The following is a 21,346-nucleotide window of genomic DNA, read 5'->3' as shown; positions in this document are numbered from 1 at the left end:
ACGCCGGCGGTATCCGCCGGCGTTTTCAGCATCAATCAGGCAAGTTTCAGCACAGTAATCCTGCCAAATCCGCTGCAAGAGCGCCTCAAATCACCTGGAACAGGTAGAACTTCAGATAATCGGTTTCAGGCACATTCCACAGGATGGGATGATCCGGGCTCTGCTGCCGGACCTCTATCTGCTTGAGTTCCACCTTGGCATCCGAGGCGGCGGAAAGAAGCATCTTTTCGAATTTTTCGTGGGACATGAAATGGCTGCAGGAAGCCGTGGCCAGATAACCGCCCCTGAGGAGGAGCTTCATGGCCCGGTAATTGATTTCCTTGTACCCTTTTTCTGCGCTGGATACCGTCTTTCTGGATTTCGTAAAGGCCGGCGGATCCAGGATGATGAGATCGAATTGCTTTTTAGCCTGCCGTTCAAGCTCCGGAAGCAAATCGAAAATATTCGCGGTCTGGAAGGAGATCCGATCCTGCAGGTTGTTGATGATGGCGTTATGCCTGGCCATTTGGATGGCGGATTCCGACACATCGACCGCCGTGACCGACAGTGCGCCGCCGGCGGCAGCGTTTAAGGCAAAGGAGCCCGTATAGGTGAAGCAGTCCAAAACCCTTTTATCCCTTGCAATACGGGCCACGGCAAGGCGGTTGTATTTCTGGTCAAGAAAGAACCCGGTTTTCTGGCCGTTTTCCACATCCACGTCGTAATAAATACCGTTTTCGCAAATCCGGGTCCTGGTACTTTCGGGCTTTCCAAGGGTTTCCGGCATATACCAGCCTTTATATTCCTCCAGCCCTTCCAACTGACGAATGGAGACATCGTTGCGCTCATATACGCCAGAGATTTTTTCTCCGGAATTGCGCAGTATTTCAACCGCTGCGGGGATGATCACGGGCTTTAAGCGCTCCATGCCTATGGATAATGTCTGCGTGACAAGAATATCGTTGAATCGGTCCATGGTCAGCCCGGGGAATCCGTCCGCCTCGCCGAATATGATGCGGCAGCAGGAAAGATCGTCCCGCATCACCGTCCTGCGGAAGTCCCAGGCATACTGGATGCGCCGACGCCAGAATGCTTCGTCAAAGGTGTCGTTGGCGTTTCTGGATATCAGGCGGATGCGGATTTTGCTGTGCTTGCTGTAAAAACCCGTTCCGAGATATTTTCCTTTTTCGCTGACCGCGTCCACCAGGGAGCCGTTCTCCGGCTCCGATGACAATTCCTTGATCTCTGCCTCGTATATCCAGGGATGGCCGTTTTCCACCCAACGCGTTCCCTTGGCGGTAATGATTGCTTTTGGATAGATTCTTTCTGCTTTCAAAGCAATGCCTGCCTTTCGGTATCCTGTACGATTCTCAAAACAGTTTGATGGTTGATTCGTTTTTATTTTTGCTTTATCAATTGTAACATATCCTCGTCAATCCGGAACAGGGGAGTCCATGAGTGTCCGAGCTTTAGACAGGCCTATATCAGGAAGTCATCAGTAAACTTAAAAGACAGTCTGCTACAATAAACAAAAAGCAGGCCTTTTTCAGGTCTGCTTCAATTACCGCACGCTTTTATTGCTTCTTTTTGTTGTCCTGTTTGGTATCGGGCAGGATGGGCCCGGGTATATTATGTATGTTCAGCGGTGAGACGGGATTGGGGTTAACCGGGTTTGCCATGTTCAACTTTTCAACTATATCCTTGATATCGGGATTGGGATTTACAGCAAGCCCTGCCGGATTGTTGGGCTTGTAATACATCTTCTTCCGGCGCATGGCTTCCTGAACGATCCGGAGGGCTTCGCCGAACCGCTGGTAGTGGACCACTTCACGTTCCCTCAGGAAACGCAGGGGTTCGATGACGTCGGGATCGTCTGCCATGTTGATCAAAAATTCATAAGTGGAACGGGCTTTTTGCTCGGCTGCCATGTCTTCGTTCAGGTTTGTGATGGGATCGCTCATGGATTCGATGTAAGCGGCAGTGAACGGAACACCGTTGGAATCGGAAGGGTAGACGCCTTTGCCATGGATGGCGTAAATTGAGCCAAACCCCATTCTTTCCAGTTCCTTGGGAGGAACGTCCTTCACAAGCTGGGAGATCATGGTGCCGATCATTTCGAAGTGGGCGAGTTCTTCGGTGCCGATGTCTGTCAGTATTGCCTTGGATTCCTTGTTCGGCATCGCGTAACGCTGGCTCAGGTAACGAAGGGATGCGGCCAACTCGCCGTTGGGACCGCCGTATTGTGTCAGAATCAGTTTGGCCATTCTTGGGTCAGGCTTCTTAATATTAATCGGATACTCGGTTTTCTTGTCGTAAACCCACATTTGCCATACCTCCTTTCAGTTCTTCCCACTTCATCTGGTCCCATGGCCATGGATCGTTGATCCAGAGCCAGCAGTCGCTTGTGGCCCCGTCAACTGCTTTCAGCGGACCATATTTCTGGGTGAATTGCCTGTAAAGTTTTTCCCGGGTTTCAGCAAGCATCCTGAAATCTTTCAGCGCATTTTCGTCCGACGGGTGTGTATCCAGAAACAGGTTGAGCTCGATCAGGGCAAAATCTGTTGCTCGTATCTGTTCCAGGAGTTCATTCTTGCCATCCATACCTGTTCACCTCCATTATCAGTTGACCCAGAAATCCATCAGTTCCGGAAAGATGGTGCCCTGCTTGAGGCCTTCCTCTGGTGTGAAGGTTTTACCATAGGTTTGATACCGGACATAGGCCGTTGCGTATTCGGGATTGACGGGCATGGCCGGAATGATAATGGCTTCACCGGTGCAGCTGTTACCGGTATAGATAGTGGCTATTTCAAGTTTTTCCATTGTTGCCGGTACCTCCGGGCTTGTTCCTTCTTCATATTATGTACAGGCCGGATAATGTGTGAGGGAGAAGGGGCAGGCCTGTGAAAAAATAATCAGCCATGGTTTTGACTGGCAGCGCCTTGTAAGGGTAATATAATAAGAAGAGGTTGAGTAATCCGGACGTAATCCGTTCATGGCCAAGTCAATGCGTAACGAGGAGAGTGGGATATGTCAAACCAAGGAATCAGGATCCGATTGAACGGCCGGGAGATGGAAGTTGCCAGGGGAACCAGGATTGAGGAACTGGTTCGGGATCTCAAAGGAAAGATGGGGTCCCAGATTGTTGCGGCAGTGGTCAATAATGAAATCCGGGAACTGACCTTTCCCATTGAACAGGAATCGGACATTACCACTGTGGACTTAAGCAGCGATGACGGCATCCGCATCTACCAGAGGAGCCTTAAGTTCCTGCTGATTAAGGCTGTCCATGATCTTTTTCCGGATAAGGAACTCCAGGTGAGACATTCAGTAAGAAGGGGCGTGTTCTTTGAAATTGTGGATTACAAGGTTACCCCTGAGGATGTGGAGCGCCTGGAGAAACGCATGCGGGAACTGGTCGAGCAGGACCACAGGTTCGTCAAGCGGGTGGTGCCCATTGACGAAGCCCGCAGGATCTTCCTGAACAAGGGCAGGGAGGATCGCTACCGCGCCCTTGAGTTCCGCGAAAAGGATTATGTTTCCATGTACACCTTTGACGACATAGAGGATTACTTCTACGGCTATATGGTGCCCAGCACCGGGTACTTGAAACTCTTTGGACTTGCGGCTGAGAACGACGGGATTGTGTTGATTGTCCCGAAAAAGGAGAACCCCACACGGCTTCCTGACGTCACGCTGCCAAAGCAGCTTTTCGATGTATTCACCGAATATACCAACTGGATTAAGATCTTGGGCGTTGAGGATGTAGGCCGACTGAACGAAGTGGTCAAAAAGGGCAGGATACATGAGTTTATCCTGATCTCCGAAGCGCTCCACGAGAAGAAGATCGCGCAAATCGCCGATATGATCCTCCAGCAGAAAAAAAGGATCATCCTGATTGCCGGTCCGTCATCCTCAGGGAAAACAACCTTTGCCAGACGTCTGGGCATACAGCTCAGGGTGAACGGTTTGAGACCGTTGAACATATCGGTGGATGACTATTTTGTAGACAAGACCCGGACTCCTCTGGACGAGGATGGAAAACCCGATTATGAAGCATTGGAGACGGTTGACCTGGAATTCTTCAATAAGAGTATGAATGCGCTCCTGAAGGGCGAGGAGATCGATGTGCCTACCTTTAACTTCGTTACGGGTCAGCGGGAGTTCAACGGCCGGAGAATGAAGCTGGAAGATGGCTGCGTTGTAATCATTGAAGGTATCCATGCGCTGAATCCCAGGCTGACAAGCGATATTGATGATGCCGACAAATTCAAGATCTATGTCAGCGCTATCACATCCATGCGGATAGACCAGCACAACCGCATACCCACCACCGACCTGCGGCTGCTGAGGCGCATTGTCCGGGATAACCTTTTCAGGGGCACCACGGCGCCCGAGACCATAGACATGTGGCCTGCCGTAAGGCGTGGGGAAGAGCGGAACATCTTCCCGTTCCAGCAGGAGGCCGATGTAATGTTCAATTCATCCCTCATTTATGAATTGCTGGTCCTAAAGGGCTATGCCCTTCCGCTGCTCAACGCCATTACCCGGGATATGCCACAGTATTCGGAGGCCAGACGCCTGATTGAATTTTTAAGCTATTTTCTGCAGATACCCGCCGACGATATCCCGCCCAACTCCATCCTGCGGGAATTCTTGGGAGGCTCATGCTTTCAATAACTGAATGGCTTTTTGAAATAATAAGATCATCAGCATTTGAATCGTTGTGTGCCGAGCAAGAAAGGTTGAAATATGCAGCAGTTAAAGTTATTCGCAACAGCCGCGTTCGGAGTGGAATCCGTGGTAGCCCGGGAACTGAAACGTCTGGGCTACCAGGATACCCATACCGACAACGGCAGGATTTTTTTTACAGGGAATTACGAAGCCATTTGCCGCGCCAATATCTGGCTCCGCAGTGCCGGACGCGTTTATGTCTTTATCGGCAAATTCGAGGCCAGAACCTTTGATGCGCTTTTTGAGGGAACAAAGGCCCTTCCCTGGGAGGAGTGGCTCCCCAAGGATGCCCAGTTTCCTGTAACCGGGAACTGCGTCAAATCAACCCTCATGAGCATATCCGACTGCCAGGCCATCATTAAAAAGGCCGTGGTGGAGAGACTGAAAAAGGTCTATGGTCTGGAGGTCTTTCCGGAGACCGGGCCACGGTACAGGATAGAGTTCAACCTGCTCAACGATGTGGCGACTCTGGCCATCGATACCAGCGGTGACAGCCTGCACAAGCGCGGTTACCGAACCCTGGCCTATACGGCGCCCATGAAGGAAAGCCTGGCGGCAGCCCTGCTCATGATCAGCCGCTGGTCGCCCGGAAGGCCGCTGATTGATCCCTTCTGCGGTTCGGGGACCATCCCCATCGAAGCGGCCATGATGGCCCGCAACATTGCGCCGGGCCTGGAACGGGATTTTGACAGCCAGTCGTGGCCCATCATACCCAAGACCGTCTGGTACCGCGCGCTGGACGAGGCCAGGAGCCTGATAAAGCCTCCGGACGGTGAGCGGATCATCCAGGGTTATGACATCAATCCCGAAGCTATCAGCATTGCCCAGTATCATGCCCGCCAGGCCGGCGTGCAGGACAGCATCCATCTTCAGATCAGGGATGTGGCCGATTTGTCCTCGAAATATAAGTACGGCTTTATTGTCACCAATCCGCCCTATGGAGAGAGAATCGGCGAGAAGAAGGAGAATGCGCGCCTTTACAGGACCATGGGGGAGGTGTTCAGACGGCTGGATACCTGGTCGTTTTATATCCTCAACGCGGATCCCCAGTTTGAACGGTTTTTCGGCAAAAAGGCCGACAAGAACAGGAAACTGTTCAATGGCGGACTTTTATGCTATTACTACCAGTATTTCGGACCCAAGCCGCCCCGGAGTGAAAAAACGGATGCCTCGGGCGGGCCTGAGGGGGAAGAATAAAAGCGGAGCCTTGCGCTCCGCTTTTTCAATAGTCTGTGTGATTCAGCCGTTATCTCCTTTTCCCGCCCTTTCCTCTTCCGCCGGGATTCTCCGGTAAAAACCAATCCTCGTCATCAGGGGCATTTCCCGGTATTTCATGGTCAGGGATCAGGCTATCCGGGTTTCCCGGGTACTGGATGCCCGATGCATTGCCGGGAGTTGGGGGAGCGGGCGGATTCACTTCGGTCACCGGCGGAACCAGCACCGAATGCGGGCCATGGATGGTGCAGTACTCACCTTCGGGCAGCTCGTAGACAACGTCCTCCGGATAGGGGCTGTTGGGGAACGGCGGCATGTATTGCACAGGACGCTTGATGTATACCCGATCGAAGACTGAACCAGCCGGACAGTACTCAGTGGCCAGAAGCATGCGGCCCTGGGCATCCTTGGCGTCCTTGCAGGCCCTTGCGGCCACATGGGTGGTGCAGACATCGCTGTAGGCCGGTTCGGTGCCCTGGATAAAGTATTCGGTGCGGGCCCTGGAGCCCCTTGGATCGGCCTTGCACAGCTCTGTGGCGATTTTGCCGGAATCCATGCAGATCGTCCTGGTCACGATGTTGGGCGGTGTCTCCGTAAAGAACTCGGCCGGTTCCAGCTTCATATCCTTATGAATCTTGGTCATGACCGCATTCCATATTTTCAGTGCCGCGGTGTTCTCGGCGGATGTCAGGGTGACCGCCTTGTCGTAACCGTACCAGGTGGCGCCCACATAGTACGGTGTAAATCCGACAAACCATTTGTCCTTGGTTTCATCGGACGTTCCGGTCTTACCGGCAGAGGGGATTGTCACGGTACGCTCCTTTTCCTTGCCGTTAGTGTCGGTGTAGGTTTCGGTGTATTTCACAATACCATAGGGGGCAGCCGTACCCCTTGTCACAACATCCTGCATCATGCTGTTCATGATGAACACGGTCTGCTCGGAATAAACCTGCTGTCTCTTGGGCATCGAGGAAAGGATGACATTGCCGTTGGCATCCTTGACCTCTGTAAAGAATATCGGTTCGGTATACACGCCCTTGTTGGCAAACACCGTGAAAGCGCTGGCCATCTGAAGGGTCGTCATGCCCCTGTTGAAGCCGCCCATGGCAATGGACAGGTATTGCTCTTCCTTCCTGTCGATACCTACCCGAGCCAGGTAATCCAGGCCGGTATCGATTCCCACATAGTCTTTCAGAAGCAGGGCTGCCACAACATTTCTTGAACGGAAAAGACCGTCGCGGGCCGCCGTAAGCCCGAAGTTCTTATTCTCAACGTTCTTCGGCCATATCTTGTCGGGCGTTTTGTTGTTCAGGTATTGCGGGACATCGTCCACAACCGTTGCAGCCGTAATCTTGCGTGTCTCGATACCCGGAGCGTAAACCAGTATGGGCTTGATGGAAGAACCCGGGGAACGCTCGGCCTGGGTAGCCCTGTTGAAAACGCTCCCTTCCTTTTGGCCCCGGCCGCCGTAAAGGCCCCGGACATATCCGGTGGTTGGTTCAATGATTGTCATTGCCGCCTGAGGAAGTTCCTCGGTTCTCGGGTTATCATAATCAAAGAATTCGGGATTGGTGAAAACCTCATCCAGTGCCGCCTGTACCTTGGGCTGCAACGTGGTGTAAATGTGGATACCGCCGTTGTAGATGATGTCCAGGGCAGCCTGCTCGTTATATTGATATTTCTTCATGAGCTCGCTCTTGACGGCCTTGATGGCCTCGTCCACAAAATAGGACTGATTGCTGGTCTGCATCACCTTGCCTGCCTCAGGATTATACTTGAACTGTATCTCTTCGGCCATGGCCTCTTCATATTCGGCCTGTGTGATCTTTCCCTGCTCCAGCATGAGCCCGAGAATCATTCTGGTCCTTTCCAGATTGGCCTTGATATTGTCTTCGTTGATGGGCATGTACTTGCTGGGCCAGTTGGTGATGCCGGCAAGGCTGGCGCACTCGGCCAGGGACAGTTCCCTCACGTCCTTGCCGAAATAGCCTTTCGCGGCTGTTTCAATGCCTTTAAAGGTGCCGCCCATGGGCACGTTGTTCAGGTAATAGGTTAGGATCTCTTCCTTGGTCAGCCCCTTTTCCAACTGGATAGCCTGCCACTGTTCCTGGATCTTACGCTTGATGGTGATCTCCTGGTTCTGGGTCAGGTTCTTGATAAGCTGCTGGGTAATGGTGCTGCCGCCTTCAATCTCAACGGACGAGTTGAAAAAATGCATGACATATGTCAGGATAGCCCGGCCGATTCGTTTCAGGTCAATACCGTTATGCTCCATGAAACGCTTGTCCTCGACGGCAATGTAGGCATCGATGAGCTTCTTGGGGATATCCTCATAGTCTATCCAGACACGGTTTTCTTCCCGCTTCAGCTCAGCGATGATATTGCCTTCCGAGTCATAGACAAACGAGTTCAAGCCCGTGGGCTTGAGGATGCTGGGCTCCAGAACGGGTGTTGTACGAATCAGACCGTATATGCTGCCGGCCAGAACACCACCCAGGGCGCTGCCGGCCATAATGATCAGCATGAAGGCGACGATCACCACGCTCAGAATGATCTTCAGAGCGATGGACAACGGCGTCCGCTTCGGTTTGCTTTGATAGGTATTTTTTCCGATGGGTACATCGGACTTATTAAGGCCTTTGGGACTGGGCCTGTTTTTTCTGTCCATTCAAATTCCTCCAGATTGCTGAAGCAAGTTTTGGGCATCGTTCATCCTGTCAGCCGGTATATGAGATTATTCCTGATTATCTACAATATTATAGCACAAAACATAGGGCCGTAATACTCTTTTGGCTTCCATTACATGTCATTGACGACAGGCCGGTGGATTTTCAGCGCCCGGGAAAGGTTTCGAATGCCTGGCGGGGGGCTTCCTTTTTTTCTTGCAGTTTGGTAGAATCCTTAATAAAGTCTGGCTGCCCAGGCAGCCTTGAAACCTGCCTGGGCATTTCGGCCCGGTTCTGCCGATGCGACGGGCGGGCAATACAGCAACAAACGCAGGTTATGAAAGGAAGATAAGACATGGACAACGCAAAGGTCAATGTTTTTGATACCCTTATGGAGCGCGGCTTTATTGCGCAGACCACAAACCAGGAAAAGATCAGGGAGTTGCTGGGAAGCGAGAGTGTCACCTTTTATATAGGATTTGATCCGACTGCGGACAGCCTCCATGTCGGCCATCTGCTGCAGCTCATCGTCATGTCCCATATGCAGAAGGCAGGCCACAGGCCCATCGCCGTCATAGGCGGCGGTACGGCCATGGTGGGCGATCCGACCGGGAAGACCGACATGAGGCGTATGATGACCCGGGAAGAGATTCAGCACAACGGCAACCGCTTCAAGGAACAGATGAGGAATCTGGTGGATTTCAGCAATGGCCGAGCCATCATGGTGGACAACGCGGACTGGCTTCTGAACCTGAACTATATCAGTTTCCTGCGGGAAATCGGCGTTCATTTCACGGTGAACCGGATGCTGGCCGCCGAGTGCTTCAAGAGCAGGATGGAAAGAGGCCTGTCCTTTATTGAGTTCAACTACATGCTGATGCAGAGCTATGACTTTTTGAAGCTCTACAAGGATTACAACTGCATCATGCAGCTTGGCGGCGATGACCAGTGGTCCAACATCCTGGGCGGCATCGATCTGATCCGGCGCGTGGAAGGCAAGGAGGTCTACGGGATGACCTTCCAGCTTCTGACCACCAGCGACGGAAAGAAGATGGGGAAAACGGAGAAGGGGGCCGTATGGCTCGATCCGCAGAAGACCAGTCCCTATGATTTCTACCAGTATTGGCGGAATGTCCAGGATGCCGATGTCATCAGGTGCCTGAAACTCTTGACATTCCTGCCCCTGGAGCAGATCAACGAGATGGAGACATGGAAGGACGCCCGGATTAACGAAGCCAAAAAGATCCTGGCCTATGAGGTCACCGCGCTGGTACACGGCAGGGAGGAGGCCGATAAGGTCCACAAGGCGGCTGAGGCCATCTTCTCCAAGGGTGTGGCTTCGGACGACATGCCCACTGCGACTATCGAAAGGAGCGTTTTAAAAGAGGGAATCAACATTCTGGATCTGCTGGTCCGCACAGGCCTGACGCCTTCAAAGGGAGAGGGCAGACGGCTGATTCAGCAGGGTGGACTCTACCTGAACAACGAACGCGTGGACAGCATCGACAGGATGGTCAGCGAATCCGATCTGGAGGATTCGGGAATGATCATCCGCAAGGGCAAGAAATCTTACCACAAGATCGTGGCAGAATAGCGATACCTTTCAAATGATAAAAGACAAAAGCCCGGAGGGCTGGATTGGCTTTCCGGGCTTTCGTATGGGCTCTCCTTTCGGCCGAGCCTGGCAGCCAGAATATGGGGGGCAAAAATTTGTGCAACCACTTGACCGGCATATGATTTCTTAAGTATAATAGATTTTGCCCGTTAAGCGGGATAACGTTCCTCAATAGCTCAGTCGGTAGAGCATGCGGCTGTTAACCGCAGGGTCGTAGGTTCGAGTCCTACTTGAGGAGCCATTCGGGCCTTTAGCTCAGTTGGTTAGAGCTACCGGCTCATAACCGGTTGGTCCGGGGTTCGAGTCCCTGAAGGCCCACCACGGAGGAAAGGATGACAGGCAAGTCATCCTTTTTTTGTAGCTTTTGAAACAGGAATGCCGGACGGTGTGCAATGGCGCAGGAAGGAGGAAAACATATGGAATTGAAAGGGCGGCTCAGGCTGATCTATGACATGATACCCCCATGTGATACGCTCTGCGACATTGGGACTGATCATGCCCTGGTGCCGGCTTTTGCCCTGCTCAACAAACGCTGCCGCTGCGCGATTGCTACCGATATCCGGGAAGGCCCCCTTGAGCGGGCAAGAAGGACCCTGGACGCCTACAACCTTCAGGATGCCATGGAACTCCGGCTGGGGAACGGCCTGGAGCCCATTTCCGAGGATGAGACCGACGTGATTGTTCTGGCGGGAATGGGCGGCGTGCTGATAACCGAACTTCTGGAAGCCCGGATCGAACAGGTCAAAAAGGCAAAGAGAATCATTCTGCAGCCCATGCATGCCCAGGAAGTGGTCAGGCCCTTCCTCTGGCAGCACGGATTTGCGGTGGTGGATGAAGCGCTGATTCAGGAGGGAAGCAAGCTGTACCAGGTGCTGGCAGTCTGCCATGACGCGAAGGCAAGCGCAAGGGCCAGGAAAGACCCGGTTTATGCGACTGTCGGCGAAGGGCTCATACGCAAAAGGGATCCGCTGCTGAAAGCATGGCTATGCGACCGGATGCGGCGGCAGAGAAAAATCGTTGATGGCTTGAAAAAAGCTGCCTGTCCTGCCCCCAACCTGGAACAGGAAGAAAATCTGCTTAAGGACATGGAACGCCTCTATGGCAGCCTGTTCGGCAAATAGCCGCCGTTATTCCCGTATCTGTTTTCAGGAAGCTTTTGGCAAGGCCGCCCTGGCTTTATCGGCTTATGGCACAGGCCGATGGAACTTTGAAGGAGCGGCGAAACAGCCATAAAATGACCGCAGTGATGGTCTAACCATGCGGTGTTGTGCTTTTTGCGGCATGGTATACTGTATTTGAGGAACTTGAACGATGAGGTGATGGTATGAGACTGAAGGAAATCATGGACTGGATCGAGGGGATCGCACCCCTTCATTTGCAGGAAAGCTATGACAACAGCGGGCTCATCATCGGCAGCGAAGATCAGATGGTGAATAAAGCCGTGGTTTGCCTGGATGTGGATGAGGCGGTGCTGGCATATGCCCGGGAAAAAGGCGCCAGTCTGGTCATTTCGCATCACCCCTGCGTATTCAGGCCGCTTAAGACTTTCAGCCCCAATACGCCCGAGGGTGCGATCCTGTACGCTGCCATCACCCATGGGATTGCGGTATACAGTGCCCATACCAATTTTGATTCAGCCCGGGGCGGCATGGGGGACCTGATTTGTCGCGAACTGGAGCTGGATGAAATTCATGTGCTCAGCCCCGGAAGGATTCCGGACGCCGGGCACGGCATCGGCAGATGGGGTTCCTACAGGTCCCCGCTGGCCTATAAGGATTTCCTGGGGCTTCTCGGCAGCAAGCTGGGGATGAAAACCATGAGAGAGGTGGGCAGGCGGCCGGAACAGGTCTCCAGGGTGGCTGTCCTCAATGGCTCTTTTGGTCATGAGTTCATGGATGATTTGCTGCGCATAAAGCCCGACGTGCTGCTGACAGGCGATCTGAAGTATCATGATGCGCTGGTGCTCAACTACCGGAATATCTATACCCTTGATGCCGGCCACTACCAGAGCGAGATCATCTTCGTCAGGGGTTTTTCCCAAATGCTGAGGGAGTCATTCCCGGAACTGGAAGTGCTTGAGTGGGAGGGTTCGGACATTTTCAAGGCGGTTTCTTCCATTGACTGATGAACCAGGTATATTATATAATTACAAGTCCATTATAATGTACGTGATGATGAGTAGGTTGAATGGTCGCGGGCGCAGTGCCGAAAGGCCGCGCACGAGGAAAGTCCGGGCTCCGCAGGGCAGGGTGCCGGGTAATACCCGGTGAAGGCGACTTCAAGGAAAGTGCAACAGAAATAAACCGCTGGGGATGAAAAGTGTGGATGGTTCCTGCCGGAACCGGCAAGCGCTTTCTCCTCAGCAAGGGTGGAAAGGCGAGGTAAGAGCTCACCGGCCCGACGGCAACGAAGGGCGCTCTGCAAACCCCACCTGGAGCAACACCGTGACGAGGAGCGATAGGTGGCCCGCCTGTTCCTCAGAGGTGGCTGGAGCCATGTAGCAATACATGGCCTGGATAGATGATCATTCTCGACAGAACCCGGCTTACAGACCTACTCATCTCAAATACGGAAGCCGCAGGCGTATAGCCTGCGGCTTTATTGCATGCGGAAGCGAAAGGTTCCTTTCAGGAAGTAAATCCGCAATGTCTGGAGCCGGTTTACTGCATGGGCGGCCTTGCCGGATCGTAGACCGCATCAATGTCAATGAGCGGTTCCAGGGCTTTGCGGGAATAGTTCATCTTGTATCCGTCAATATTGATACGCTCCATCATGACATAGTCCCCGAAGATGTGATAATAGGCGCGGTTTCCTACGCTGCAGAAGATATGGTATCCCCGGGAGACCAGGTAGCGCATCCTTGGATCGTCGGGCGGGAGTTCAATACCGAAGGGCGTGATATAGATGGGGGTGGTTCCGGTTATGGAAGCCACTTCTTCCTCCCATTTCTCCGTATCGCTGATGAGTTCTTCCAGGGTTATGCGCTTGTCCGAAAAGATGCGGGAATGGGACCAGCTGTGATTGGCGATGCGCCATCCGTTTGATTTGAGGGCTTCCACAATGGGCAGCACTTTCGACTTTTCCTGTTCCCAATGGGGATTGTTCCGGTTGGTACGGTAGCCCAATATGCCCTCATAACCGTTGAGGGCGATGATTCCCTTGGCATTTGCAGGAGAGAAATCCGGATGCTTCTTCACAAAATCGTCCAGGATGGGCATCACATCCCCGTCACGGGTGATGATTTCCTTTCCTTCCGGGGTTTTTACCAGGGTGGCCACCTCCTGGTTGTCGTCCAGGACCAGGCGTGTGGCAAAGCCGTCCTCCGAACGATATGCCTCATAACTGACATTGTCCACCGAGAGGAGGAGCGGCCTGGTTCCCTCCGGCAGGTAAAGATCCTTTCGGATGACTTTACCCGTATTATCCCAGGTAAACATGTCCATGATATCGATCAGAACGTAGCCGCGGTCATACAACTGGTCCAGGATGATCTTGAACTCCCTGACCGTAGTCATCCATTTATTGTATCCGTCCGACATGGCGTCTCCCGTGAAGCAAAGCTCGGGATAGACGATCAGGCTGTGGAAGAAAATATGGTAAACAGGACCCTCGTACAATACCGGATTATCCAGCTTCTGCTGCGCCTGGCCGGCCAGGTTCGTCAAATCCGGATCGCCGGGAAGATCCAGCAGCCCTTCTTCAAGGATGAACAGGCATTCCCGGTAATGGGCCTTTTCAAAGGACGCACGGGCTGCATCCAGCCGGATTTCCTTTATAGCCGCCAGGCATTCGGCCAGAAGTTCCCTGGCCTTGTCGTAATGCCGGGTATCCTGCTCGCTGACCTTCAGGAAGCAGTTTTTTGCCTGCTCGTATTGCTTCAGGCCCAATAGCCGGACCCCTTCTTCAAAATACGCGGCGGATTGCTGCAGCACTGACGGGTCAGGCGTGGGGGATGGCGGAACCGAAGGCAGAACATCATGCAGAGGGTCGGCAGTTGCAGCGCCGATCATCTTTTCGGTATAGGGCATGTCATACGGGCGATACAGGAGCAAACAGAGAACGATCGCCACGGTTGCGATGATGGTTATTGCTTTCAGACCTTTTACCATGCCAAATCCCGCCTTGCTGCAGACAGCGTCAAATCTGCGTAAGATGCCGCTAAATACATTATAACACAGCATCCTTCAACAGATGTCGGGTATATCCTGCTTGGTTCAGCATAATCTGAGACATTTGCATAATTTATGGTGTGCATGCCGAAAGTTTCGTGTATAATGATCATTGGGGGATTATTCGGGGCCGGATACGGACAGGTGATCAGATGGCTTTGTTGCAGATAAATTTCAAGTCTGAAATCATTCAGATGGAACACACCCTGAATGTGATCCTGCCACAGATCGGGCTCTATGAGGGAGAAAAACAGAAGCAGATCAGGGAAAGAGGATTTCCGGTTTTGTACCTGCTTCATGGGTTGTCCGATGATCATTCAGTCTGGCTCCGCCATACCTCCATTGAACGTTATGCCCTGGAATACGGCATCGCTGTGGTCATGCCCAATGCCGGACGCAGCTTTTATGCGGACATGAAATACGGGCCGAATTATTATACCTATATCTCCTACGAGGTTCCCCATATCGTCCGAACCATGCTGCCCATCTCATCAGCCCGGGAAGACAACTTTATCGCCGGTTTGTCCATGGGAGGCTACGGGGCCTTTATGATCGCCCTTCGGAACCCGGAACAGTATGAAGCGGCGGCGAGCCTTTCAGGCACCCTGGATCTGACGCCGGGGTTCAGTTTCCCGGAGGAAGGCTATCAGAAGATGGCCAAACAGATATTCGGCTCCAAACTGGAATACATAAAGAGCGACTACAATCTCATCAGGCTTGTAAAGATAAAGAGCATGTCCGGCGAGAAACTGCCCAGGCTCTACATGTGCTGCGGGACCGGTGATTTTGTTTATGGCGTCAATCTCCGGTTCAGGGCCGCTGCCATGAAGTACGGCCTGGATCTGACCTATGAAGAAGGCCCCGGTGCCCATGAATGGAGTTACTGGGATTCAAACCTGAAGCGGATACTGACATGGATGCTGGGGAAAGAGCCCCAGAAAAGCCTTGAATTGAAAGTATTCTGAGGAAAGGTGACATGACGCTGCAGTAATGGCGTCCATTTCCTTGGTACGAACTTTACAAAAATGCCTTTTGCGGTATAATACTTAATAATGCCTAAAAGCAATGAAGGAGAAGGGTTTTTCCCCGCTTTTCACCCGCTTCATCAACAGAGAATTGATGCCGGTGGCTGAGAGCATCAAGATGGAGCATGAAAAGCGAGTTCGCTCCGGAGCTGCCGCCTGAACGTCCCTCACGGATAAGTAGGAGCGGCCGGAAGCGTCCGTTAACCGCGCAGAGTGCACTCAGGCCGATGCCTTTTGGTTTTGAAGGGCATGGGGCCGGGGTGAACATAGGTGGTACCGCGAATCAACTTCGTCCTATGGACGAAGTTTATTTTTTTCGGGGGCATATGGCACCCGGATATAAAGAGCTGATTCTGACAAGAAAAATATAAGCAATTGGGGTGTTGGTTTTGAAACAACAATTGGAATCCATTCAGAAAAAAGCGCTTGAAAAGCTTGAAACCATTCAGGAACTCCGTGAACTGGAGGATTTCCGCGTAGCCTATCTGGGCAAGAAGGGAGAACTGACCAGTATCCTCAAGGGGATGGGCAGCCTTTCGCCGGAAGAGCGGCCTGTCATCGGGCAGCTTGCCAACGAGGTGAGAAATGCCCTGGAAGCCGGGATTGCCGCGGCCAAGGAACGGCTGATCAAGGCCGCAAGGGAGGAAAAGATCCGGCAGGAAACCCTGGACGTGACCATGCCCGGCAGGGCAAGAAAACTGGGCAAAAAGCATCCCATCACCCTGGTGCTGGATGAGATCAAGGAGATTTTTCTGGGCATGGGTTATGAGATTGCCGAAGGCCCCGAAGTCGAGCTGGATTATTTCAATTTTGAGGCCCTGAATATGCCCAGAAACCATCCGGCCAGGGACACCCAGGACACCTTCTACATCACGGAAGACGTCCTGCTCAGAACCCATACGTCCCCTGTCCAGGCCAGGTACATGAAGGACCATAAGCCGCCCATCCGCATCATCTGTCCGGGCCGCGTCTACCGTTCCGATGCGGTGGATGCCACCCACTCACCCATCTTCCATCAGGTGGAAGGCCTGGTGGTAGACAAGGGCGTCACCATGGGCGACCTGGTAGGAACCCTCCAGGTCTTTGCCAAGGGGGTTTTCGGGGAGAATACCAGGATAAGGCTGAGGCCTCATCACTTCAACTTTACCGAGCCCAGCGCTGAAGTGGACGTTTCCTGCTGGGGATGCGGCGGCACCGGCTGCAGGATCTGCAAGGGCGAAGGCTGGATCGAGATATTGGGAGCCGGTATGGTGCATCCCAACGTGCTGCGCGCAGGCGGAATTGATCCGGATGTCTACAGCGGCTTTGCCTTTGGCCTTGGGATTGACCGAATCGCCATGGGCAAATTCGGCATCGACGACATGCGCTTGCTGTTTGAGAACGATATCCGGTTCCTGAGACAGTTTTAACACGTAATATCGCGCAGGACAGATAATCTGGGAAAGGATGATGAGTGATGAAGGCGCCATTGAATTGGTTGAAAGATTTTGTGGATATAAATGTCGGGATCAGGGAATATGTCCATGCCATGACCATGTCGGGCTCCAAGGTTGAGGGCGTTGAAGATATGGGTGAAGGCATCGACAAGGTGGTTGTGGGCAGGATCCTGGAGATGGAGGCTCATCCCAACGCGGATCGGCTGAAGATCTGCAAGGTGGATGTGGGGAGCGAGATGCTCCAAATCGTCACCGGGGCACCCAACGTGAAAGCCGGTGACCTGATACCCGTAGCCCTGGTGGGGGCAAAGCTTCCGGGAGGCGAGATCAAGGTTTCCAAACTTCGGGGGGTTGAATCCTACGGCATGATGTGCTCCATGGAGGAACTGAACCTGACCAGGGATTACCTGCCGGATGCTCCCGAAAACGGTGTATATATCTTCAACGAGGAGGTCAAGCCTGGCACCGATGTGAAGGAAGCGCTGCACCTGGATAAGGTGATCGACTTTGAAATCACTTCCAACAGGCCCGACTGCCTCTCGATATACGGATTGGCCAGGGAATCTGCCGTGACCCTGGGCGTTCCGCTGAAGAAGCCCGAGATCCGTGTGAGGGAAGAAGCCGGTGGCAACGCCAGCGATCATGTTACCATTGAGATTGAGAATCCCGAGCTGTGTCCCCGCTATTCCGCCAGGATTGTGACCGACGTCAAGGTCGGCCCATCGCCGTACTGGATGCAGCACAGGCTTGCAGCAGCGGGCATGCGGCCCATCAACAATATCGTGGATATCACCAACTACGTCATGCTGGAACTGGGCCAGCCCATGCATGCCTTTGATTTCTCCAAGATCACCGGTTCCAAAATCATTGTGCGCACCGCCAGGGAGGGCGAAGTCCTGAAAACCCTCGATGGCCAGGAAAGGAAGCTGGATCCGAGCATGCTGGTCATTGCGGACGCTGAGCGGCCCGTGGGTGTGGCAGGCGTTATGGGTGGCGAGAATTCCGAGATCACCGAAGATACCCGCATGATCCTCCTTGAGTCGGCCAATTTCAACGGTACGTCCATCCGCCTGACCAGCAAGAAGCTGGGGATCCGCAGCGAGGCTTCCCTCAGGTTTGAAAAGGGACTGGATCCGGAGAACACCATCAAGGCCCTCGACCGCTGTGCCGAGTTGATAGAGCTTCTGGGCGCCGGCAGGGTGGTCCGGGGCATTGTGGACTGCAACAAGGTTCCGAAGCGGCAGGATACCATCAGGCTGGATGTGGATCGCATCAACGGTCTTCTGGGAACCGATATCCCCGTGGAGAAGATGGTGGAGATCTTCAGGGCCCTGGAGTTTGAAGTGGACACCAATACCATGATGATGAAGATTCCGTCCTTCCGTTCCGATATTGAATCTGCGGCGGATCTGGCCGAAGAGATCGCCCGTTTCTATGATTACAACAACATTAAGCCGAGTCTCCTTTCCGGCAAGGAAGCCATGCGCGGGAAGAAGAGCTACAAGCAGCGCATGGAGGATGTGATCCGCAACACCATGTGCGCCTGCGGGCTGAATGAAGCCTATACCTTCTCCTTCACCAGTCCGCGCGTGTTCGACAGCATTAATCTTCCGGCGGACCATCCGCTGAGAAAGGCCGTGGTCATCTCCAATCCCCTGGGAGAGGACTACAGCATCATGCGTACCACCATGCTGCCGGATATGCTGAGGGTTCTGGCCACCAACTACAGCAGGAAGATAGAAACGGCCCGATTGTTTGAGCTGGCCTTTGTCTATCATCCTGTGGAAGGGCAGGAACTGCCGGAGCAGAAATCGGTGCTGACCCTGGGCATGTATGGGGAGGACTGCGATTTCTTGGAGCTGAAAGGGATTGTGGAAGAACTTTTGGCCGCCATGGGTATATCGGACTTCGAGTTCAGGCCCGAGCGGGAGGATCCGATCTTCCATCCCGGCCGTACGGCCAGCCTGATGCTTAAGAATGCTGATGGCACCTTCCGGAAGGCGGGCGTTTTGGGCGAGATTCATCCGGAAGTGGCCGAGAAGACCGAATGCCCCGAAAGGACCTATGCTGCAACCTTTGAAGTGGCGGCCCTCATCGAGGCTTCCACTCCGGACAGGAAGTTCAAACCACTTCCCAAGTATCCGGCAGTACCCCGCGACATCGCCGTCGTGGTCAAGGATGAGGTCTATGTGGCTGATCTGCTCAGGGCCATCCGCAAGGCGGCCGGCGATATCCTGGAGGACGTGTCGCTGTTTGACGTATACAAGGGCAGCCAGGTGCCTGCCGGCATGAAGAGTACGGCCTTTGCCTTAACCTTCAGATCTCCCGAGAGAACCCTGAAGGATGAGGAAGTCAATGCGGCCATGGACAGAATCCTTAAGAGCCTTGAGCATCAATTTGGTGCTAAACTGAGATAAACGGCAGGTTTGATTCAAGACTGAGTATAAAAAACCATCCCGGCATCACGCCGGGATGGTTTTTTCAACCGAATCAACATCATACCATAACGGGCGGTGTGGTCAGTTCCTGGCCGCCCCTGTTAAGCTCCGGCTTTTTGAATGCCAGGCAGTAAACGTCGGTTATCCGGATCTCGTGTTCAAACATTTTTCTGGCCAGCGGGCTTGCCAGCTTCCTGTAGCTTGCGGGTTTTGTGAGGATGGGAAGGGTTGCCTTTTTTCTGGCGGCAGCCAGAAGTTTTCGGCCTTTTTCGTTGAAGCCGAGAACCCGGATGTACTGGGCATAGCCATTTTCTTTCAGCTCGGCCAGGAAGGAATCGGTCATGCCCAGAAGGAGGGCGCACAGTATCCGGCTGATTCTGGATCGGGGATACCGGCTGGTGGTGCAGTAGTCCAGGACCTCATCCAGCGTGGTGCAATCGAGGGAGGCCTGGCGCAGGCGGTTATGGAGGCCTTCTTCCATGTAGGGAAGGGCCTTCAGTTCCTGAACAGTGGCCGTTCTCAGCCTGTAAAGCAGGATTTTTTCGAAATCTTCGGGGAATACCGGGCCGCGCCCTGCCCGGAATTCATCCGCCAGTATCCCCAGGCTGCCTTCCGGCATGTTGCCCGTCAAATCGGGAAAGGCCGCACAGAATGAGTCCAAATCGGCATCCTGCAGGGCTTTCTTTCCGCAGAAGCCTGCACAGGCAGGTTCCTTGTCAGGTGCGGGCCAACGTGCCCGGATGCAGCTGCGTATGGCGGTGGCGCTGGAAAAGCTGGAGCCAAGGGTTTTCTCATTGTAACCCTGGCCGATCCTGGGGATGGTTACCGGTTTGATCCTGCTGTTGAAGCGCCTGATGGCTTTCAGGTATTCGATGCCGAGGATGTTGTTGGGGCTGGAAGCCACCTGAAAGGTCTGATCATCCAGGCAACTCCGGAGCGCGGCCTGCCTTGCGGCGGGGAATGACAGACCGTCGCCGAGGTTTTTGCGAAGGGCCTCCTTGAATTCAGGGCTTTCATCAGCCAGAAAGTTCGCTGCTTTTTGAAGCAAATCGAGCGAGCCCGCTTCACTGCCGAAGCTGATGCAATCCACCACCCCCAGACTGTCCAGCAGCCGGACGGCGGCCGAAGCGAAATACTCGGCCGAAGCGCAGGAGAAGGCACCGGGCAATTCTATCACCAGGTCGATGCCGTTCAGAAGCGCCATGCGCGCACGGGCATGCTTGCTGACAATACCCGGTTCGCCCCGCTGTACAAACTGGCTGCTGAGCACGCAGACCGATGCGGCGGCGCCCGTCAGTTCCAATGATTTTCGGATATGCCATGCATGACCGGAATGAAGGGGGTTGTATTCGGCTACAATGCCCAGAACCGACATGGGTTCCTCCTTGTGTTTATGGCTGCCTTTACGCCCCATTTTATCACAGCCCCGTTTTCCCGTACAACATGAAGGCTTTTAACCTACGCGGCGGCGGAGGGAGCCCGTAAAGGTTAAGGCCGCATTGCGATAAGGCGCTAAAACAGCCTGTGAGAATGGGATAAGGGCGGCTGCTGTCTGAGCGCAGCGAGTTCAGCCGCCCCCCATTCGAACAGCTGCTGTTTTACAGCCGTGCAGCACAGCGGCCGGGCTTTACGGGCTTCCGGAGATTTCCATGCACCGCTTATGCGATGCTTGCACACCTTCGGGTATGTCATGCGGGATTTAGAGATTGCCGCGATGCGCTGACGCTCCGCTCGCAACGACATCCCGGGATGATCCCTGTTGGCAATCTCTCACATGCCATTGCGAGAAGCGAAATGACGAAGCAATCCTCGTCGTTTTTACAGCCTCCGTGATCATATGGTGATCGCTGCGCCGTATCCTGCCGTTCCTTCACAGGACGAAGGAATAACGCGGGGCAATGCGGCATATAATAAAATACGGAATGGCTTGTCATCCAAACATGAATATTTCCCGTTGAAACGTCCGGCAGGCCTGAAGGGAAGTTGTAAAATAAAATGCCGTAATATATAGAAAACTCATGGTAATCCATTGTAAAATGTTTAATAACCAAAGAAAAACATTAGCAAAGGAG

Annotated in this window: 14 protein-coding genes, 2 tRNA genes, 1 other RNA gene and 1 pseudogene; 11 read left to right on the top strand and 7 right to left on the bottom strand. The window is 53.4% G+C overall.

Annotated features, from left to right (window positions below):
- Window positions 1-85: 85 nt before the first annotated feature.
- From F3H12_RS09170 to F3H12_RS13350, 4 genes and pseudogenes are all read right to left on the bottom strand, one after another.
- On the bottom strand, window positions 86-1,315 hold the full coding sequence (locus F3H12_RS09170) for a class I SAM-dependent rRNA methyltransferase (protein ID WP_149679041.1): 1,230 nt from the start codon (window positions 1,313-1,315) through the stop codon (window positions 86-88).
- Window positions 1,316-1,733: 418 nt separating this feature from the next.
- A pseudogene (locus F3H12_RS09165) lies at window positions 1,734-2,303 on the bottom strand (manganese catalase family protein); the annotation flags it as partial.
- Complete coding sequence (locus F3H12_RS09160; RefSeq protein WP_149679039.1) at window positions 2,266-2,580, bottom strand: spore coat protein CotJB; 315 nt, start codon at window positions 2,578-2,580, stop codon at window positions 2,266-2,268. The gene F3H12_RS09160 and the pseudogene F3H12_RS09165, both read right to left, overlap by 38 nt.
- Before the next feature lie 18 nt (window positions 2,581-2,598).
- Window positions 2,599-2,799 carry a spore coat associated protein CotJA gene (locus F3H12_RS13350; RefSeq protein ID WP_207706824.1) on the bottom strand — a complete coding sequence of 67 codons (201 nt, stop codon included), beginning with the start codon at window positions 2,797-2,799 and terminating at the stop codon, window positions 2,599-2,601.
- 207 nt (window positions 2,800-3,006) lie between these two features.
- Here F3H12_RS13350 and F3H12_RS09150 point away from each other — a divergent pair, with 207 nt between their 5' ends.
- Both F3H12_RS09150 and F3H12_RS09145 read left to right on the top strand, forming a co-directional pair.
- Window positions 3,007-4,656, top strand: coding sequence for a nucleoside kinase (locus tag F3H12_RS09150; protein WP_149679038.1), 1,650 nt, complete (start codon window positions 3,007-3,009; stop codon window positions 4,654-4,656).
- A 72-nt stretch (window positions 4,657-4,728) separates the two neighbouring features.
- Entirely contained in the window at window positions 4,729-5,907 is a 1,179-nt protein-coding gene (locus F3H12_RS09145; RefSeq protein ID WP_149679037.1) for a THUMP domain-containing class I SAM-dependent RNA methyltransferase, read from the top strand.
- A gap of 49 nt (window positions 5,908-5,956) precedes the next feature.
- Here F3H12_RS09145 and F3H12_RS09140 read toward each other — a convergent pair whose 3' ends face one another.
- Complete coding sequence (locus F3H12_RS09140; protein WP_149679036.1) at window positions 5,957-8,593, bottom strand: transglycosylase domain-containing protein; 2,637 nt, start codon at window positions 8,591-8,593, stop codon at window positions 5,957-5,959.
- Between the two features lie 353 nt (window positions 8,594-8,946).
- Here F3H12_RS09140 and tyrS point away from each other — a divergent pair, with 353 nt between their 5' ends.
- The 6 genes from tyrS to rnpB all read left to right on the top strand — a co-directional run bounded on the left by tyrS (window position 8,947) and on the right by rnpB (window position 12,770).
- Window positions 8,947-10,185: a tyrosine--tRNA ligase gene (gene tyrS, locus F3H12_RS09135; RefSeq protein ID WP_149679035.1), complete on the top strand. Its 1,239-nt coding sequence runs from the start codon at window positions 8,947-8,949 to the stop codon at window positions 10,183-10,185.
- Window positions 10,186-10,371: 186 nt separating this feature from the next.
- Window positions 10,372-10,447 (top strand) — tRNA-Asn (locus tag F3H12_RS09130).
- Between the two features lie 3 nt (window positions 10,448-10,450).
- Window positions 10,451-10,527 (top strand) — tRNA-Ile (locus F3H12_RS09125).
- A gap of 95 nt (window positions 10,528-10,622) precedes the next feature.
- Window positions 10,623-11,327, top strand: a complete 705-nt coding sequence (locus F3H12_RS09120; RefSeq protein ID WP_188118467.1) for a tRNA (adenine(22)-N(1))-methyltransferase — start codon at window positions 10,623-10,625, stop codon at window positions 11,325-11,327.
- A gap of 203 nt (window positions 11,328-11,530) precedes the next feature.
- Window positions 11,531-12,331: a Nif3-like dinuclear metal center hexameric protein gene (locus F3H12_RS09115; RefSeq protein ID WP_149679033.1), complete on the top strand. Its 801-nt coding sequence runs from the start codon at window positions 11,531-11,533 to the stop codon at window positions 12,329-12,331.
- A 50-nt stretch (window positions 12,332-12,381) separates the two neighbouring features.
- Window positions 12,382-12,770, top strand: an RNA gene (rnpB, locus tag F3H12_RS09110) — RNase P RNA component class A.
- 96 nt (window positions 12,771-12,866) lie between these two features.
- Here rnpB and F3H12_RS09105 read toward each other — a convergent pair.
- On the bottom strand, window positions 12,867-14,315 hold the full coding sequence (locus F3H12_RS09105) for a polysaccharide deacetylase family protein (protein ID WP_149679032.1): 1,449 nt from the start codon (window positions 14,313-14,315) through the stop codon (window positions 12,867-12,869).
- A 212-nt stretch (window positions 14,316-14,527) separates the two neighbouring features.
- Between F3H12_RS09105 and F3H12_RS09100 the strand changes: the two genes are divergently transcribed.
- The 3 genes from F3H12_RS09100 to pheT all read left to right on the top strand — a co-directional run bounded on the left by F3H12_RS09100 (window position 14,528) and on the right by pheT (window position 19,253).
- On the top strand, window positions 14,528-15,340 hold the full coding sequence (locus tag F3H12_RS09100) for an alpha/beta hydrolase (RefSeq protein WP_149679031.1): 813 nt from the start codon (window positions 14,528-14,530) through the stop codon (window positions 15,338-15,340).
- A 449-nt stretch (window positions 15,341-15,789) separates the two neighbouring features.
- Window positions 15,790-16,809, top strand: coding sequence for a phenylalanine--tRNA ligase subunit alpha (gene pheS, locus F3H12_RS09095; protein WP_149679030.1), 1,020 nt, complete (start codon window positions 15,790-15,792; stop codon window positions 16,807-16,809).
- A 59-nt stretch (window positions 16,810-16,868) separates the two neighbouring features.
- The gene (gene pheT / locus F3H12_RS09090) at window positions 16,869-19,253 is read left to right on the top strand and encodes a phenylalanine--tRNA ligase subunit beta (protein ID WP_479694073.1); all 2,385 of its coding nucleotides are present in this window, start codon (window positions 16,869-16,871) and stop codon (window positions 19,251-19,253) included.
- Window positions 19,254-19,332: 79 nt separating this feature from the next.
- Here the strand turns inward: pheT and F3H12_RS09085 are convergent, their stop codons facing one another.
- Window positions 19,333-20,649 (bottom strand): nucleotidyltransferase, encoded by a 1,317-nt coding sequence (locus tag F3H12_RS09085; protein WP_188118466.1) that lies wholly within the window; start codon window positions 20,647-20,649, stop codon window positions 19,333-19,335.
- Window positions 20,650-21,346: the final 697 nt, after the last annotated feature.

This window comes from Thermoclostridium caenicola, from assembly GCF_900142095.1.
Lineage (GTDB): Bacteria > Bacillota > Clostridia > DSM-8532 > DSM-8532 > Thermoclostridium_A > Thermoclostridium_A caenicola.
This window is presented reverse-complemented; position numbering and strand designations above follow the sequence as displayed.

Bases quoted from the DNA above. Each gene is read 5' to 3' on its own strand.
- tyrS (WP_149679035.1), top strand. From the start codon at position 8,947: ATGGACAACGCAAAGGTCAATGTTTTTGATACCCTTATGGAGCGCGGC.
- F3H12_RS09085 (WP_188118466.1), bottom strand. From the start codon at position 20,649: ATGTCGGTTCTGGGCATTGTAGCCGAATACAACCCCCTTCATTCCGGT.
- F3H12_RS09105 (WP_149679032.1), bottom strand. From the start codon at position 14,315: ATGGTAAAAGGTCTGAAAGCAATAACCATCATCGCAACCGTGGCGATC.
- F3H12_RS13350 (WP_207706824.1), bottom strand. From the start codon at position 2,799: ATGGAAAAACTTGAAATAGCCACTATCTATACCGGTAACAGCTGCACC.
- F3H12_RS09160 (WP_149679039.1), bottom strand. From the start codon at position 2,580: ATGGATGGCAAGAATGAACTCCTGGAACAGATACGAGCAACAGATTTT.
- F3H12_RS09120 (WP_188118467.1), top strand. From the start codon at position 10,623: ATGGAATTGAAAGGGCGGCTCAGGCTGATCTATGACATGATACCCCCA.
- F3H12_RS09115 (WP_149679033.1), top strand. From the start codon at position 11,531: ATGAGACTGAAGGAAATCATGGACTGGATCGAGGGGATCGCACCCCTT.
- F3H12_RS09100 (WP_149679031.1), top strand. From the start codon at position 14,528: ATGGCTTTGTTGCAGATAAATTTCAAGTCTGAAATCATTCAGATGGAA.
- F3H12_RS09150 (WP_149679038.1), top strand. From the start codon at position 3,007: ATGTCAAACCAAGGAATCAGGATCCGATTGAACGGCCGGGAGATGGAA.
- F3H12_RS09145 (WP_149679037.1), top strand. From the start codon at position 4,729: ATGCAGCAGTTAAAGTTATTCGCAACAGCCGCGTTCGGAGTGGAATCC.
- F3H12_RS09140 (WP_149679036.1), bottom strand. From the start codon at position 8,593: ATGGACAGAAAAAACAGGCCCAGTCCCAAAGGCCTTAATAAGTCCGAT.